The 14,441-nt window shown below is 36.8% G+C and carries 15 protein-coding genes; 7 read left to right on the top strand and 8 right to left on the bottom strand.

Annotated elements, in window-relative coordinates; genetic code table 11:
* Window positions 1-129: 129 nt before the first annotated feature.
* Window positions 130-2,412, bottom strand: coding sequence for an NADP-dependent oxaloacetate-decarboxylating malate dehydrogenase (maeB, locus tag CUB63_RS01780; protein ID WP_109847327.1), 2,283 nt, complete (start codon window positions 2,410-2,412; stop codon window positions 130-132).
* A 555-nt stretch (window positions 2,413-2,967) separates the two neighbouring features.
* Here maeB and CUB63_RS01775 point away from each other — a divergent pair.
* The gene (locus CUB63_RS01775; protein ID WP_069368881.1) at window positions 2,968-3,591 is read left to right on the top strand and encodes a response regulator; all 624 of its coding nucleotides are present in this window, start codon (window positions 2,968-2,970) and stop codon (window positions 3,589-3,591) included.
* Between the two features lie 79 nt (window positions 3,592-3,670).
* Here CUB63_RS01775 and CUB63_RS01770 read toward each other — a convergent pair whose 3' ends face one another.
* Entirely contained in the window at window positions 3,671-4,231 is a 561-nt protein-coding gene (locus tag CUB63_RS01770; RefSeq protein WP_109847326.1) for a hypothetical protein, read from the bottom strand.
* Between the two features lie 206 nt (window positions 4,232-4,437).
* Between CUB63_RS01770 and CUB63_RS01765 the strand changes: the two genes are divergently transcribed.
* The 3 genes from CUB63_RS01765 to CUB63_RS01755 are packed head-to-tail and all read left to right on the top strand — an operon-like array spanning window position 4,438 to window position 6,610.
* Window positions 4,438-4,809, top strand: coding sequence for an ArsC family reductase (locus CUB63_RS01765; protein ID WP_072064184.1), 372 nt, complete (start codon window positions 4,438-4,440; stop codon window positions 4,807-4,809).
* Between the two features lie 5 nt (window positions 4,810-4,814).
* Complete coding sequence (gene dapE, locus CUB63_RS01760; RefSeq protein WP_006533026.1) at window positions 4,815-5,945, top strand: succinyl-diaminopimelate desuccinylase; 1,131 nt, start codon at window positions 4,815-4,817, stop codon at window positions 5,943-5,945.
* Complete coding sequence (locus CUB63_RS01755) at window positions 5,942-6,610, top strand: M15 family metallopeptidase (RefSeq protein WP_072064186.1); 669 nt, start codon at window positions 5,942-5,944, stop codon at window positions 6,608-6,610. The genes dapE and CUB63_RS01755 overlap by 4 nt, the downstream gene beginning before the upstream one ends.
* Window positions 6,611-6,612: 2 nt before the next feature.
* On the opposite strand, the gene CUB63_RS01750 is transcribed toward CUB63_RS01755, so the two are convergent.
* The gene (locus CUB63_RS01750; RefSeq protein WP_006533028.1) at window positions 6,613-6,996 is read right to left on the bottom strand and encodes a DUF454 family protein; all 384 of its coding nucleotides are present in this window, start codon (window positions 6,994-6,996) and stop codon (window positions 6,613-6,615) included.
* A 98-nt stretch (window positions 6,997-7,094) separates the two neighbouring features.
* On the opposite strand from CUB63_RS01750, the gene CUB63_RS01745 reads away from it, so the two are divergent.
* Window positions 7,095-7,304: a YpfN family protein gene (locus CUB63_RS01745; RefSeq protein ID WP_109847325.1), complete on the top strand. Its 210-nt coding sequence runs from the start codon at window positions 7,095-7,097 to the stop codon at window positions 7,302-7,304.
* Here the strand turns inward: CUB63_RS01745 and CUB63_RS01740 are convergent.
* The 3 genes from CUB63_RS01740 to ypfJ all read right to left on the bottom strand — a co-directional run bounded on the left by CUB63_RS01740 (window position 7,267) and on the right by ypfJ (window position 10,716).
* Window positions 7,267-9,315: a tRNA(Met) cytidine acetyltransferase TmcA gene (locus CUB63_RS01740; protein WP_109847324.1), complete on the bottom strand. Its 2,049-nt coding sequence runs from the start codon at window positions 9,313-9,315 to the stop codon at window positions 7,267-7,269. The two genes, CUB63_RS01745 and CUB63_RS01740, sit on opposite strands and share 38 nt — an antisense overlap.
* 2 nt (window positions 9,316-9,317) lie before the next feature.
* The gene (locus CUB63_RS01735) at window positions 9,318-9,770 is read right to left on the bottom strand and encodes a DUF441 domain-containing protein (RefSeq protein WP_006533030.1); all 453 of its coding nucleotides are present in this window, start codon (window positions 9,768-9,770) and stop codon (window positions 9,318-9,320) included.
* Window positions 9,771-9,831: 61 nt separating this feature from the next.
* Window positions 9,832-10,716, bottom strand: a complete 885-nt coding sequence (ypfJ, locus tag CUB63_RS01730) for a KPN_02809 family neutral zinc metallopeptidase (RefSeq protein WP_006533031.1) — start codon at window positions 10,714-10,716, stop codon at window positions 9,832-9,834.
* 265 nt (window positions 10,717-10,981) lie between these two features.
* Between ypfJ and CUB63_RS01725 the strand changes: the two genes are divergently transcribed.
* Both CUB63_RS01725 and CUB63_RS01720 read left to right on the top strand, forming a co-directional pair.
* The gene (locus CUB63_RS01725) at window positions 10,982-11,680 is read left to right on the top strand and encodes a helix-turn-helix transcriptional regulator (protein ID WP_006533032.1); all 699 of its coding nucleotides are present in this window, start codon (window positions 10,982-10,984) and stop codon (window positions 11,678-11,680) included.
* A gap of 92 nt (window positions 11,681-11,772) precedes the next feature.
* The gene (locus CUB63_RS01720; RefSeq protein ID WP_109847323.1) at window positions 11,773-12,384 is read left to right on the top strand and encodes a glutathione S-transferase family protein; all 612 of its coding nucleotides are present in this window, start codon (window positions 11,773-11,775) and stop codon (window positions 12,382-12,384) included.
* 163 nt (window positions 12,385-12,547) lie between these two features.
* On the opposite strand, the gene purC is transcribed toward CUB63_RS01720, so the two are convergent.
* Complete coding sequence (gene purC, locus CUB63_RS01715; protein WP_006533035.1) at window positions 12,548-13,261, bottom strand: phosphoribosylaminoimidazolesuccinocarboxamide synthase; 714 nt, start codon at window positions 13,259-13,261, stop codon at window positions 12,548-12,550.
* Between the two features lie 495 nt (window positions 13,262-13,756).
* Window positions 13,757-14,347, bottom strand: a complete 591-nt coding sequence (locus CUB63_RS01710; protein WP_006533036.1) for a phosphatase PAP2 family protein — start codon at window positions 14,345-14,347, stop codon at window positions 13,757-13,759.
* Window positions 14,348-14,441: the final 94 nt, after the last annotated feature.

The following is a 14,441-nucleotide window of genomic DNA, read 5'->3' as shown; positions in this document are numbered from 1 at the left end:
TTATTGCTAATAATTATCAATATCATTCTTATATTAATTTGCATTTGATATTTTATATCTATTCCAATAGTATAAAAAAAGCGCCTAATAAAAGGCGCTTTATGGATGAAATTATTTAATTAGTTACAATTAATTTTGAGATTGAGCCTGAGCTTCAACAACAGCTAATGCCACCATATTTACGATACGACGTACTGACGCAATTGGCGTTAGGATGTGAGCTGGCTTAGCAACACCCATTAATACTGGACCTACGGTCACACCATCAGAACTCGTTACACGTAGTAAATTATAGCTAATACGTGCCGCTTCCATTGTTGGCATAACTAACAAGTTTGCAGAGCCTTTTAATGGGCTGTCTGGCATCACATCACGGCGAATAGACTCTACTAATGCCGCATCGGCATGCATTTCACCATCAATTTCTAATTCAGGTGCACGTTGTTTGATTATCTCTAATGCTTTTCTAAGTTTAATTGATGATGGGCTATCAAAAGAGCCAAAACTTGAGCGAGAAACTAGCGCTGCTTTTGGTTCAATACCAAAGCGGCGAATAGTGTCCGCTGCCATCAGAGTAATATCGGCGAGTTGTTCGGCTGTTGGATCTTCATTAACATAAGTATCTGTAATGAAAGTATTACCACTTGGCAATAACAGGGCATTCATTGCTCCTGCCGTTTCCATACCTTCACGTAAACCAAACACATTTTTGTAGATTTCGAAGTGTTCTGCATAGCTCCCTACTGTACCGCAAATCAAACCATCTGCTTCACCTCTGCGAACCATAATGGCGCCAATAAGTGTTGGATTGCCAATCATTGCACGGCGAGCTTGCTCTTGTGATACACCGCGACGTTTCATAATTTGATGATATTCTTGCCAATATTCTTTGAAACGTGGGTCATTTTCATTATTCACCACTTCAAAGTCTTTACCCGCTTTAATATGTAAACCCAATTTCTGAATACGCATTTCAATCACACTAGGGCGACCAATTAAGATTGGTGAGGCTAATCCTAATGTGACTAATTCTTGAGTTGCATGCAGTACGCGGTTTTCTTCCCCTTCTGCTAACACAATACGTTTTTTCTCTTTTTTCGCTTGAGAGAAAATAGGTTTCATAAATAAGTTCGTTTTATAAACAAACTCATTAAGGTGTTCGATATAAGCAGAGAAATCCTCAATTGGGCGTGTTGCAACACCAGAATCCATTGCTGCTTTTGCAACGGCTGGCGCAATTTTCACAATCAAGCGTGGATCAAACGGTTTTGGAATAATGTATTCTGGACCAAAAGAAAGCTCTTGATCACCATACGCTGAAGCGACTTCTTCGTTTTGTTCAGCTAACGCTAATTCGGCTATCGCATGAACACAAGCAAGTTTCATCTCTTCATTAATTGTCGTCGCACCAACGTCTAATGCACCACGGAAGATGAAGGGGAAACACAATACGTTATTAACCTGATTTGGGTAGTCAGAACGACCAGTACAGATAATTGCATCAGAACGTACCGCTTTTGCTAGTGGTGGTAAAATTTCAGGCTCTGGATTTGCAAGCGCGAGAATAAGTGGATCGCGTGCCATTTTCTTGACCATTTCTTGCGTTAATACGCCAGGCCCTGAACAACCTAAGAAAATATCAGCATCATTAATAACATCATCTAATGTGCGAGTGCCGTTATCTTCAATCGCATAAGCAGCTTTGGTTTCTGCCATATTAGCTTCACGGCCACGATAGATAACCCCTTTAGAATCACATACTGTGATGTTTTCGCGTGCTAGCCCTAAAGCAACTAATAAATTCATACACGCAATTGACGCGGCACCCGCTCCTGATACCACTAATTTTACTTTGCTAATCTCTTTTTTAATAATGCGCAAGCCATTGAGAATAGCGGCTGTAGAAATAATCGCTGTACCATGCTGATCATCATGGAATACAGGAATATTCATTCTCTCACGAAGTTTTTTCTCAATATAGAAACACTCTGGTGCTTTAATATCTTCGAGGTTAATACCACCAAATGTTGGCTCTAATGACGCAATAATATCAACAAGTTTATCAGGATCTGTTTCATTAACTTCAATGTCAAAAACATCAACGCCAGAAAACTTCTTAAACAAAACGCCTTTACCTTCCATTACAGGCTTACCTGCTAAAGCGCCGATATTTCCAAGTCCGAGTACCGCAGTACCATTTGAAATCACCGCGACAAGGTTACCTTTTGCCGTATAGCGATAAGCAGCAAGAGGATTTGCTGCAATTTCTAAACAAGGAACAGCGACGCCTGGTGAATAAGCTAATGCTAAATCACGTTGGGTTATGAGTGGTTTTGTTGGTGTTACTGTGATTTTGCCAGGTACGGGAAATTCATGAAAATCTAGAGCGCTTTGTTTTAATTTGTCTTCCATCTTCATATCCTTTGTATCAATAGGGTAAGGGCTTCGTTAGTATAATGGTAATGGAGCGTTAAATCATGACGGCTACGACACTTTTTTCAAATTAGTAAACTTGATTTATTAGAAACAATTAATACCTAGTTATAGGTATACTATTAACACTATTTAATTTCATCGTTGTAATAAACTCGAACAGAAAAAAGACAATATTTGTTTATTATTTACCAGGTATTAAATTAACATTTAAAATAATTAAATTTTTTATATAGTTTAAAAAAACAATAACTGTTTTCACTTGTTGATTATTTTTAATATAGGCTCTCTTCTTTACAACTCATTGTAACTATAAAGATTTTATAGAGTTAGATTTTTTGTTAGTCTTTTCGGTTATTTTCTTTTTTACCCGTAACAATAATTGGTGTAATATTGCCAACCGTCAATTTTATTTTCTTATTGTTTTAATAAGATATCTGATTCTAATTTTTATTCCTCATTTGGAATTTACTTTTTTATTTTCTGCGCTTGGAAAGATTACGCACATTATTATTTTTTTTAGGGAGAGGGGTTATGCCTAGCTACTCAATTATGATAGTGGATGATCACCCTATCATGAGATATGGATTACGGCTATTGCTAGAAAAAGACAAAGATTTTGTCGTAGTAAGCGAAAGTGGCAATGCTCAAGAGGCGGTAACCGCTGCAAAACAGTTAAATCCAGATTTAATTATGATGGATTTAAATCTACAAGGGCGTTCAGGTATTGATATTATTCGAACACTTCGTCGCTCTGGTTTAACATCTTATGTTCTTGTTTTATCCGTTTCTGATTCACGTAATGATGTTTACGCTGCGTTGGATGCAGGCGCAAACGGTTATCTCTTAAAAGAGTGTGAGTTAGATATGCTATTACTTAGCCTACGCAAAGCGGCTGTTGGACATCCGGTTTATAGTGAGCGAGTGTGGCAATATATTCAGCTTAGACAAAACTATTCTGATCCACTTTCAGCATTGACTAAAAGAGAGTTGGATGTACTTCATGAAGTGTCTGCTGGAATGAAAAATAAGCAAATTGCTGAAAATTTATTTATTTCAGAAGAAACAGTGAAAGTTCACATTCGTAATATTTTAAAGAAATTGCAAGTCACGTCTCGTTTAGCTGCCAGTCTTATTCTTATTAAGCATCAGTACTAAACGTATTACCCCGACACTGGGTCGGGGTAATAAGATATATCGCTTTAACATTCCATTTAAATTTATGTTAAATCATGTATTACTCAATCGGTACTGGATAACTCAATACTTTAAAATGGTTATCAGGTAATTTTTCGATATTAAGCTGATACAGCTCTCGATTTATTCCATTAATCACAATATCAAGTTCGCTAAAGGCGGATTGTATTTCCTCATTGGTTGCCCATGAAGGGATACCTCTTACACCATAATAGAAATAAATTTTACTTTTACCTGAGTCTATTGGCTGAATTTCTTTTATCTGACTAATAAAAAGGTGACCATAGCAGAAGTCTTGATAAGGTTGCCAAGCTTTACGTCCTTTATCACTAAGATTAAACACCCATTCTTCTCCATTTTCGGTTTGTTCAATCAATCCTGCTTCAACTAATGCATGCATTCTTTCTAAAACCCATGGTGCATCATCTTCATTGCTGTAGACAGGCCATTTCCCTTCGCCCAAACACAATAAATAATCACTGTTAAAAAAGGCCTCTAAGGCTATTTTATACTCATCAACTTTTGGGTCATCTTGTTCTTCATCAGCCCAACTAAAAGAAGAGAGTAAAAGCAATATAAGACTCAGTGAAATACTTTTCATATTTTCTTTTACCAACGGAAATCTTTATTCGTATTTATATTACCCTACGCTACACAATTCGTTACACTAACGTGACAGTTTAATATCCGATATATTTTATAATGTAAATAGGATTTTTCACTACACCAAAAGCTGTTATTTTGGAATTGTATAACACTCATTCTCATCAATACTAATATTACGTATTGTCATATAAGGAAAATATCATGTCCACGACAAACCTGACATATACCATGTACGGCATAAAAAATTGCGATACCATCAAAAAAGCGCGTAAATGGTTAGATGATAATCATATTCCTTACGCGTTTCATGATTACCGCAAAGAGGGTTTGACGGAAGCATTATTACGCACCTTTACAGAAAATTTAGATTGGCAGACACTTGTGAATAAAAGAGGAACAACTTGGCGCCAATTATCCGATGAAGAAAAAAATGCAATCACTGATGTTACCTCTGCAATCTCGTTGATGTTAGATAAACCCGCCATCATTAAGCGCCCTATTCTTGTCTCATCAGATAACCGTTTTATTGTCGGTTTTAATACCAATGACTATTTGACCTTTACAGGAGCCTAATATTTATGTCCTGTCCTGTTATTGAACTTGCACAACAATTAATTTCACGCCCTTCGATAAGTCCTGACGATCAAGGTTGCCAACAATTGATTATCGATAGGCTAACTCCTCTTGGTTTTACGATTGAAAGAATGCCTTTCGGTGAGACTGAAAACTTCTGGGCTTGCCGTGGTGGTGAAGGTGAAACACTGGCTTTTGCTGGTCATACTGATGTTGTACCAACAGGTGATCCTAATTTGTGGGATAACCCGCCTTTTGAACCCTCTATTCGTGATGGAATGTTATATGGGCGCGGAGCAGCAGATATGAAAGGCTCGCTTGCTGCCATGATTGTCGCGGCTGAACGTTTTGTTCACTCTTATCCGGATCACCGTGGACGGCTTGCTTTTTTAATTACTTCAGATGAAGAAGCTAAAGCCACAGATGGTACGGTGAAAGTCGTACAATCTTTAATGTCACGTGGCGAACGCCTCGATTATTGCCTTGTGGGTGAGCCTTCGAGCCAACATCATTTAGGTGATATGGTAAAAAATGGTCGTCGAGGCTCAATAACAGCAAATTTAATTATTCAAGGTGTACAAGGTCATGTCGCTTACCCTCACCTTGCAGAGAATCCTATCCATCTTGCCTCTCCTTTTATCCAAGAACTCATTAATACGGTTTGGGATGAAGGTAACGAATTTTTCCCGGCGACCACAATGCAAATTGCCAATATCCATGCCGGTACAGGCAGTAATAATGTGATCCCTGGTGAGCTATTTATTCAATTTAATTTCCGTTTTAGTACGGCTATTACAGATGAAGAAATTCGCCAACGTACAGAGGCGTTATTACAAAAACACCAACTTCGCTATCAGCTGGAATGGTCTTTATCTGGTCAGCCTTTTATTACTGGGCAAGGAAAATTACTTGAAGCTGTATGTTACTCCGTTAAACATTACACCAATTTAGAACCAGAACTCTCCACCAGTGGAGGGACTTCTGATGGTCGATTTATTGCCCAAATGGGAGCGCAAGTTGTCGAGTTAGGCCCAGTTAACGCAACAATTCATAAAGTTAATGAATGCGTTAATGCAGCCGATTTACAACAACTTAGCCGAATTTATCAGCGGGTTATGGAGCAACTTATTTTATGATAACGCCTTTAATGCTAACAGGCCGTTCTACTGACCATTTAGTCACTTTATCCGGTCAGCATCGCTTACAATTTAATGCCACTAAGGCTTTTTTAGCATTACAACAACAAGCCACGAAAGCTGGCTTTAAATTAATGCCAGCCAGCTCTTTCCGTGATTTTAATCGCCAATTAGCAATATGGAATGGCAAATTTGAAGGCACTCGCCCTGTTTTAGATGCACAAAGTCAACCAATAGATATTCATGCATTATCAGAAGGTGAACGCTGTATCGCGATTTTAAAGTGGTCAGCGTTACCTGGTGCAAGTCGTCATCATTGGGGTACTGAGATTGATATTTATGATCCTTTTCGTTTACCTGAAGGCCAGTCATTACAATTAGAACCTTGGGAATACGAGGATGGTGGCTATTTTGCAGAACTTAATGAATGGTTAACAGAAAATATGTCAGCGTATGATTTTTATCGCCCTTTTACTCATAAAGAGAGCGATATTGCTTACGAACCTTGGCATATCAGTTATTGGCCTCTATCTCATGAAGCGTCTCTTGCTTATACACCTGATATTCTAAAATCTGTGTTAGAAGAAGAGAATATTGATGGTAAACAGTGGCTATTAGCTAATCTTGACGAGATATTTGCTCGTTACATTATTTTGCCTGAATAATGTTATTTTTCATATGGAGCTTCTTGTTGATCATTAACAGGAAGTCTCCACATAAAGATCAATAAACAACCTAAGATTATCAGTAATAAGATCCTGACCCAAAGCATAGACACAAACCATAGTGAAATTGCAAAGGTAATTAAGATCACTAAAATAGCTTTAGGTTTTGCCCCTTTAGGCATAGCGCGATAAGTTTGCCAATATCGTAAATAAGGACCGAACCAAGAGCGATAAAGTAACCAATAATGGAAACGCTTTGACGAACGAGAAAAACACCATGCCGCAAGTAATAAGAAAGGTGTAGTAGGTAACACAGGCAAAATAACACCTAATGTGGCTAATCCAACACATAACCAACCTGCTATAATTAGTAATACCCGTTTCATGCTGTGTTTTTCCAACCTATGCTTTATTGCGTTATTTTATAGACCAAATAAAAAAGATCCTCATTCTCAACAACAATTTTAAAATATAAGGCTTATTTATGCACTGGTTTGCTGACTATTGGTGGATAATTTTAATTCTTTTAGTAGGAATTATTATTAATGCTATTAAAGATATGAACAAAATCGATCCCAAGCAATTTCTTAAAAATAAGCGGAAGTTGCCTCCACATCGTGATTTTAATGATAAATGGGATGATGAAGATGATTGGCCTAAACAAAATCAAAACAAGAAGGATGAGAATAAGTAGATAACCATTGTTGATAACGCGATGTTAATTGAGCATCTTTTTCAGCCATTAATTGCGCACATTGCTCTCTTAATTGCTTGGTTAAGACTTTTTTTCCTGATAAAGAAAACTCAGCCACACACTGTTCAACTGATTTATTGTCTACAAAAAAAGCGACTAATAACGGATAGTGTTGCTCATAACCGACCAGAAAGTTAGCAACACTCTCATAAACAGTAAGAACTGAACGATGAGCAAAGGCAAAACCCGCCATCATTAACCAATTATCTTGTGCTGTCGCACTATGACTTGGTATTGACTTATCTGCTAAGCAGAGCTTTGTTTGCCGTTCTATCTGCTGATATTGCAAAGCAAAGGCACTTAAAGACGAGCGCAATAGCTGCTCGCCTTTTTCAGTTAGTGGATAAATCGCCATTGCGGTATAACATCCGCTACTTGCCTCTTTATGTACCCCCAGTCGTACTATTTGAAAACCACATTGCATCCAAAACTGCACTAATGTCTCAGTGTAACCAAAGCTCACTGAAAGATAATCAACAGCCTGTTTTTGACTCTCTTTTACAATATTAGCAATCAAAGTCGCAGCAATTTTTTGCCGCCGATATTGAGGTAAAACAGCGATACGACTGATACGCAATGAGTTTAAACACATCGCATCCGGTGTTAAACCATAGGTGACTAATGATTGAGCAACCAGATTACCTCTAGGCCGACGAATACCTAACCAAACATCGTGAGCAAGTTTGAAAGGTAATCCCCCTTCTTCGATACACCACACAGCACCTACGATCTTTTTATTGATTGATGCTGACCAATAACGCTGTTTTCGACCATCAAGTAAACGTCGTAGATCAAGTGGTGTTGTTCGATAATGCGCACTAGTAAGAAGTTGATAAAAACCATGTAATTGTGGAATATTATTATGCCAATTTCCTTGAAGCTGTTGGATATCGACATCACCTTGTTGCTGACAATCAAAATTGTATTCTGGCTCATCAAGCAGTAACAACTGATTAAGCCAATTTTCTAATGGGCAATCTTTAGCCCAACGAATAGGTATTTGTAATTGATAGGTACGCAAATTAGGAATGTTGTCTCCTAATTTAAGCATAAAACCGCGGCCAGTTCCTTCATAACCTTGTACTGTGGTTGTCATTAATACATTAGGAAAGTAACCACACAACGCTTCTAATTGTGCAATGGGCACAGAAGCCGCCTCATCAATAATCAGCCAATCACTTTGAATTTCGTTATTTATACACTGCGCTAATAAATTATCAGGGGAATAAAATGAAATAGCTTTGTTGGTGTGTGAAGATAAAACATCTGTACTATTTTTAGCTGGCGCACATACCAATACATTTCCTTGATATTGCTCGATAAACATACCAGCAAGCGCTGATTTTCCTCGACCTCTTGGTGCAATAACACTCCAAACACCCGATGTCGATAGGAGCAATTTATCTAAAATAACTTGCTGTTCTGCGGTCGGTTTACCCTGTGGAAGCGCCCAAGGTTTAGCTTTTTCAATCAATGTGGGTAATTGAAATGGCGTTGATTGTTGCCATACAATCACTTGACTATCACCTAACGTGATATCTTTTAGCCATTCCATAAAATTTGGTGTTGAAAGTACACCTTGAGCATCATTCCAGCGCTGACTATCGTTATCTATGTAGCTATCCCAATTCTCAATATCGGGTAAGCACAAGATCAATAAACTACCGGCTTTTAATGTGCCCGTTAACATCGCTAAAGCATCGGTATTAAATCCCTCATTAGCATCAAAAACAGCATGTAAGAACTCACGCCCTAATAGGCGAATAGCATGATCAGGTAAAATTGCATTAGGCTTACTGGAGGAAATCGTTATCCAATCACCTTGGCATAATTGGATAATTTGCTGGATTTGTTCTGTTTGCCATGCAGGTTTACCCGCTAATAACAGTAATTGGCGTTGCCCTAATTGAGCTAATTTTTGCTGATATTGATGTAAATGGGAAAATGACACAGCTAGGATTTACCGATTAACAATGAAAGAATACCAGCTGCAATTAATGGCCCAACAGGTACACCCCGAAAAAGCGCTACTCCAATAACCGTTCCTACTAATAAGCCGGCAACCGTTGAAGGTTGGTTATTCATTAAAGAAACACCTCTAGCGCCCAACCAAGAAACAGCAATACCAATAGCAATCGCTAATAGTGATTTCCAATTTAAGAATGAGTTAAGCACTTCTTGTCCTGAAATACGCCCCGTTGCAATAGGTGTCATTACCCCAATCGTCAGAATTAAGATCCCGATGGTCATGCCATATTTTTCAACAACAGGAAAATATTGGTTTAATGGTGTGATTTTAATGACTAGCAAAGCCAGCATAGCTAACGTTACAGTCATATTATGACTAATAATGCCAAGTCCTGCGAGAACCAGCAAAATTAATAGTGAGGGATCAACGTTACTCATGTTTGTTCCTAAGCCTTTCGCTTTATAGCGTTAATTATCTTATAGTTACCGACGAATGGTATTAGTTCAAAGACGAAGAAGCAAATGTATCGCAAGATTTGATGCTACCACTGTTATAGCCTCTCATAAACCAAGTCTTGCGCTGTTCTGCCGTGCCGTGTGTAAAACTATCCGGTACAACATAACCTTGCTGTTGTTTCTGTAACTTGTCATCACCGATCGCTTGCGCCGTTTTGATCGCAGTTAATAAATCGCTTTCATCAATACGACCTTCACCCGCAATAAAACGTCCCCACATTCCAGCAAAACAGTCTGCTTGCAACTCTAATTTTACGGATAAACGATTTACCTCTGCTTTCGAACGCGCCATTTGTTGTTGTTCACGCATTTGATTAGTGATACCCAATAAATGCTGAACATGATGCCCAACTTCATGAGAAATCACATAACCTTGGGCAAATTCTCCACCACCACCTAAGCTATTTTTCATTTCATTATAAAAGGAAAGATCAAGATAGATTTTTCGATCAGCGGGACAATAAAATGGCCCCATTATTTTTGTGCCAGTTCCACATTGTGTTGTCGTGCTATTGGTATATAGCACGAGTTTAGGATCACTATATTGTTTTCCTGCTTGTGCGAAAATTGTTCGCCAAAAATCTTCAGTACTGGCTAAAATAACACTACTAAAATCGGCAGCTTCATTATAAAGTGCGGTTTGTTGCTCATTACGTTGTGAGGCTTGATTGTTGCTCCCCGTTAATGTGTTAAAATCAAATCCCATAAAGCTGGCGATAACTAAAACAATAATTATTACAAAACCATATTTAGTACGCAGTAAAAGTGCAATTAATCCTAATGGGAGATTACCACCGCCAGATGCGGAGGAAGATTGCCCTCTTCTATCTTCAACATTGTCACTTCTTCGGCGATCATTCCAACGCATAACTTATCCCCACAGTTTAAATAGATGATTTTAGCTTTATAATGAATAAATTTATCACTTGATTTGAGATAATAACAAAAAATTACAAACACTATTCTCTATTTTTTAAGAGCAAGATAATAGAGACTATCAGAGTAAAATAGCACTCGTTAGCACCACGAACAAATGAGCATCATAAGGAATTAAAACGGCTTTCTTAATGATTTCATAATAGAATTCTTATATCTTGCTTCTGTTTTTCTTCACTAATAAATAGATACCTTAAATGACCCGAACTCAACGTTTACTCACTTTATTGCAGATTTTAAAAGAGAATCACTATCCGATAACGGCAGAAGTGTTAGCAAATAAATTACAAATTAGTGTCAGATCTATTTATCGAGATATTGAATCTTTACGTGATCAAGGGGCTGAAATCACGGGTGAAGCAGGTATAGGTTATCAGCTAAAATCCGGTTTACTCCTACCACCACTAGCCTTTGATATTAATGAACTTGAAGCACTTATTCTGGGATTACGCTGGGTAGAAAGTAATACAGATAAAGAATTAAGTCACTCTGCATTACGGGCAATTAATAAAATCAATGCAGTGGTAACAACACAACATCAAACATTGCTTGAACAAAATACCTTGTTTGTTCCCACACACCAAATTATTGAAGTTGATCATGCCATTGCTAAAGATATGCGTTTTAGTTTACGCGAAGAAAAGAAAGCCCAAATAAATTATAAAGATGCCCAAAAACAATTAAGCACTCGAATTATTTGGCCTATTGCTGTGGGCTACTTTCAAGATTCTCAAGTTATTGCTGCATGGTGTGAATTACGCCAAAGCTATCGCCATTTTAGGCTTGATAGAATTATCTCTTATGAAGTATTAAGTGATAATTTGCCTTACCCTAAAAGTTATTTATTCTCACGCTGGAAAAAAGAGATCTTAAAAGAGGCTCCTGACAAAAATTGACACAATGTTTGCGTAATATCTTCCTTGCTGTTCTTCATTTAGCTATTTCAGTTTAAATAACATCATATTAATCAACACAGTAAGGAAATATTATGAATGAACTTATTCTTTATACTAATACAATGTCTCGCGGTAACACTGTTGAACTTTTCTTAAAAATGTTAGATGTGCCTTATCAGCGTGTCGAATTAGAATATGGCGAACCAATGCGTACTCCTGAATATCTTGCTATTAATCCTATGGCAAAAGTTCCTGCATTAGTTGATGGCGAAATCGTGGTTACAGAGACAGCGGCAATTTGTGCTTATTTAGCAGATAAGTTTATTGAAAAAGGATTTGCGCCTGCCATTAATTCACCTGAGCGTGCAGTTTATTATCGTTGGTTCTTTTTTACTGCTGGCCCTATTGAATCCGCATTTACAGTGAAAGAGGTTGGTATTGAACTTAATGAAGAACAGCAAAAATCATCTGGGTTTGGTTCTTTTGAACGCGCCTTTCATTGTTTAGAAACAGGGATAGCTAGTGCCAATCCTTATATTTGTGGCAAAAATCTGACTGCTGCCGATGTGTATGTGGGCTATTTCCTTATATTTTTATGCAAGTATGCGCTTATCCAGCCTACGCCACTGATTAATCAATACCTTGATAGCCTTGCGCTTAATAATGAGATTAAACAATTATTAGAAAGCTTAGGATTACGATAAATTTTTTATTATTAAACGTTATTTATCAAGCTATCTACATAGCTACTGAGTTATGTTCGTTTAATACATTCCATTTTAAACGCACTACTTAAGACAAAAGGCCAGCTTTAAGCTGACCTTTTCTATTTACATCTTGTTTAACTTGACGTAATCGTTTGCGTATTTAGTCTAAAGAAACACCGATTCGACGTGCAACTTCTTCGTATGCTTCAATCAATCCGCCTAAACTTTGACGGAAGCGGTCTTTATCCATTTTATCTAAGGTATTTTTATCCCATAAACGGCTTCCATCAGGAGAGAATTCATCACCTAATACAACTTTGCCATGAAATAAACCAAACTCAAGTTTAAAATCGACTAAAATAAGTCCAGCTTTATCAAAGAGTTTGCTAAGGACATCGTTTGCTTTATAGCTCAAACGTTTCATTTCTGCGAGGTTTTCTTTAGATACCCAATCAAAGGTTTCACAGTAAGATTCATTGACCATAGGATCATGGCGGGCATCATCTTTTAAGAATAAATCAAAGATTGGTGGATTTAAAAGTGTACCTTCTTCGATACCTAAACGTTTAACTAATGATCCCGCTGCACGATTACGGATAACGCATTCAACAGGTACCATATCGAGTTTTTTGACTAGCACTTCATTATCAGAAAGCAAACGTTCCATCTGCGTTGGGATACCCGCTTCTTCCAGTTTATTCATAATGAAATAGTTAAATTTATTATTTACCATCCCCTTACGATCAAACTGTTCAATACGTTGGCCATCTAACGCTGATGTATCATTTCTAAATTCAAGGATAAGAAAATCAGAAGATTCAGTGGCATAGACTGTTTTTGCTTTTCCACGATACAACTCAGCTTTTTTCTGCATCTGACACACTCCAAAGATGTGATAGGTTTAACAAGAAATTTGCTTCCCATACTCTACTCTAGATTAGATAAAAAAGCTTTTAAAACGTGAGTACTATCACTAAAAAAAATCTCATCGATAATCCACTATCCACAACGTTTTTTTATTAAAAACTACACCATCATTAGAAATCATATTTCAATTAATTCCATTAAATAATGGCACTAATAAAAAGTAGTTTGATAAAGCCAGAAAATATAAAAAGTCAGAATAAGAATAATTATAGATTATATCACCATATTATTTCTATTTTTTAGATTATATTATTAGTAAACACTAGGTCTATTTGAGGTTACACTTATTTAGCGTAATCAATAATAAAAAACCAGATTAATTTCTTTTTATGGAGAATTAATCTGGTTACCAATATTAGTATCAACACGTTTTGATGATTTATCTCTTATCTATTTTTATATTTAAATACACATATTATCTCTTAATAATGTAATGCTTGAATTAAATAATAAAACAGTAGATCTCATAAGCAAACCAACCTAATAAAGCACCGGCAGGTAAATCAATTAAGTAATGTTGTTTCGTAAACATGCAAGATAATGCAATAAACAATGGAAATAAGAAAACCCATGGTCCTAAGCTTGCATAAGCAAGACATGCAGTGAGTGTTGCTACGGAAACATGCATACTTGGAAAACAGTTTGATGAGTCATCAAAATACTGAACGAACTTAAGAAATTTCTCTGATGCGGTTTTACCTGGATTTAAAGTACGCCAATGTGCTGGGGTTGCAACAGGGAATACAATAAAGAAAAACATTTGCATGACTAACAAAACAATATAACTAAAAACAATCATAATAAATTGTCTTGAGTCTTGAATGATCCAATTAAGATATAAAATTGCAGGATAATATAAAAAGCTATAGATCCATGACCACCATGGCCAAAAAGGAATTTTTTCATCAATCGGTGAATTAATAATTTTCACTTCTCTCAATGTATATCGTTGAGTAAAAAAATAAAATTGATAAACACCTACAATAAGTATCCCACTTAATATCAAGTGAATAATCATATCACCAGCGCTCATAAATGCTCCTTCATATAGTCAGAGAGTGCTTTGTTATTTTTATTTAAAAATAAGAATTGAGGCAATATTGCATAAATTTAAACGTATTGCATTA

The organism is Proteus penneri, assembly GCF_003144535.1.
GTDB classification, from domain to species: domain Bacteria; phylum Pseudomonadota; class Gammaproteobacteria; order Enterobacterales; family Enterobacteriaceae; genus Proteus; species Proteus penneri.
This window is presented reverse-complemented; position numbering and strand designations above follow the sequence as displayed.

What these genes read in the sequence shown, in the direction of transcription:
- CUB63_RS01720 (WP_109847323.1), top strand. Translation starts at nt 11,773, where the DNA reads ATGAATGAACTTATTCTTTATACTAATACAATGTCTCGCGGTAACACT.
- CUB63_RS01750 (WP_006533028.1), bottom strand. Translation starts at nt 6,996, where the DNA reads ATGAAACGGGTATTACTAATTATAGCAGGTTGGTTATGTGTTGGATTA.
- CUB63_RS01725 (WP_006533032.1), top strand. Translation starts at nt 10,982, where the DNA reads ATGACCCGAACTCAACGTTTACTCACTTTATTGCAGATTTTAAAAGAG.
- CUB63_RS01765 (WP_072064184.1), top strand. Translation starts at nt 4,438, where the DNA reads ATGTCCACGACAAACCTGACATATACCATGTACGGCATAAAAAATTGC.
- dapE (WP_006533026.1), top strand. Translation starts at nt 4,815, where the DNA reads ATGTCCTGTCCTGTTATTGAACTTGCACAACAATTAATTTCACGCCCT.
- CUB63_RS01745 (WP_109847325.1), top strand. Translation starts at nt 7,095, where the DNA reads ATGCACTGGTTTGCTGACTATTGGTGGATAATTTTAATTCTTTTAGTA.
- ypfJ (WP_006533031.1), bottom strand. Translation starts at nt 10,716, where the DNA reads ATGCGTTGGAATGATCGCCGAAGAAGTGACAATGTTGAAGATAGAAGA.
- CUB63_RS01775 (WP_069368881.1), top strand. Translation starts at nt 2,968, where the DNA reads ATGCCTAGCTACTCAATTATGATAGTGGATGATCACCCTATCATGAGA.
- purC (WP_006533035.1), bottom strand. Translation starts at nt 13,261, where the DNA reads ATGCAGAAAAAAGCTGAGTTGTATCGTGGAAAAGCAAAAACAGTCTAT.
- CUB63_RS01735 (WP_006533030.1), bottom strand. Translation starts at nt 9,770, where the DNA reads ATGAGTAACGTTGATCCCTCACTATTAATTTTGCTGGTTCTCGCAGGA.
- CUB63_RS01710 (WP_006533036.1), bottom strand. Translation starts at nt 14,347, where the DNA reads ATGAGCGCTGGTGATATGATTATTCACTTGATATTAAGTGGGATACTT.
- CUB63_RS01770 (WP_109847326.1), bottom strand. Translation starts at nt 4,231, where the DNA reads ATGAAAAGTATTTCACTGAGTCTTATATTGCTTTTACTCTCTTCTTTT.
- maeB (WP_109847327.1), bottom strand. Translation starts at nt 2,412, where the DNA reads ATGGAAGACAAATTAAAACAAAGCGCTCTAGATTTTCATGAATTTCCC.
- CUB63_RS01755 (WP_072064186.1), top strand. Translation starts at nt 5,942, where the DNA reads ATGATAACGCCTTTAATGCTAACAGGCCGTTCTACTGACCATTTAGTC.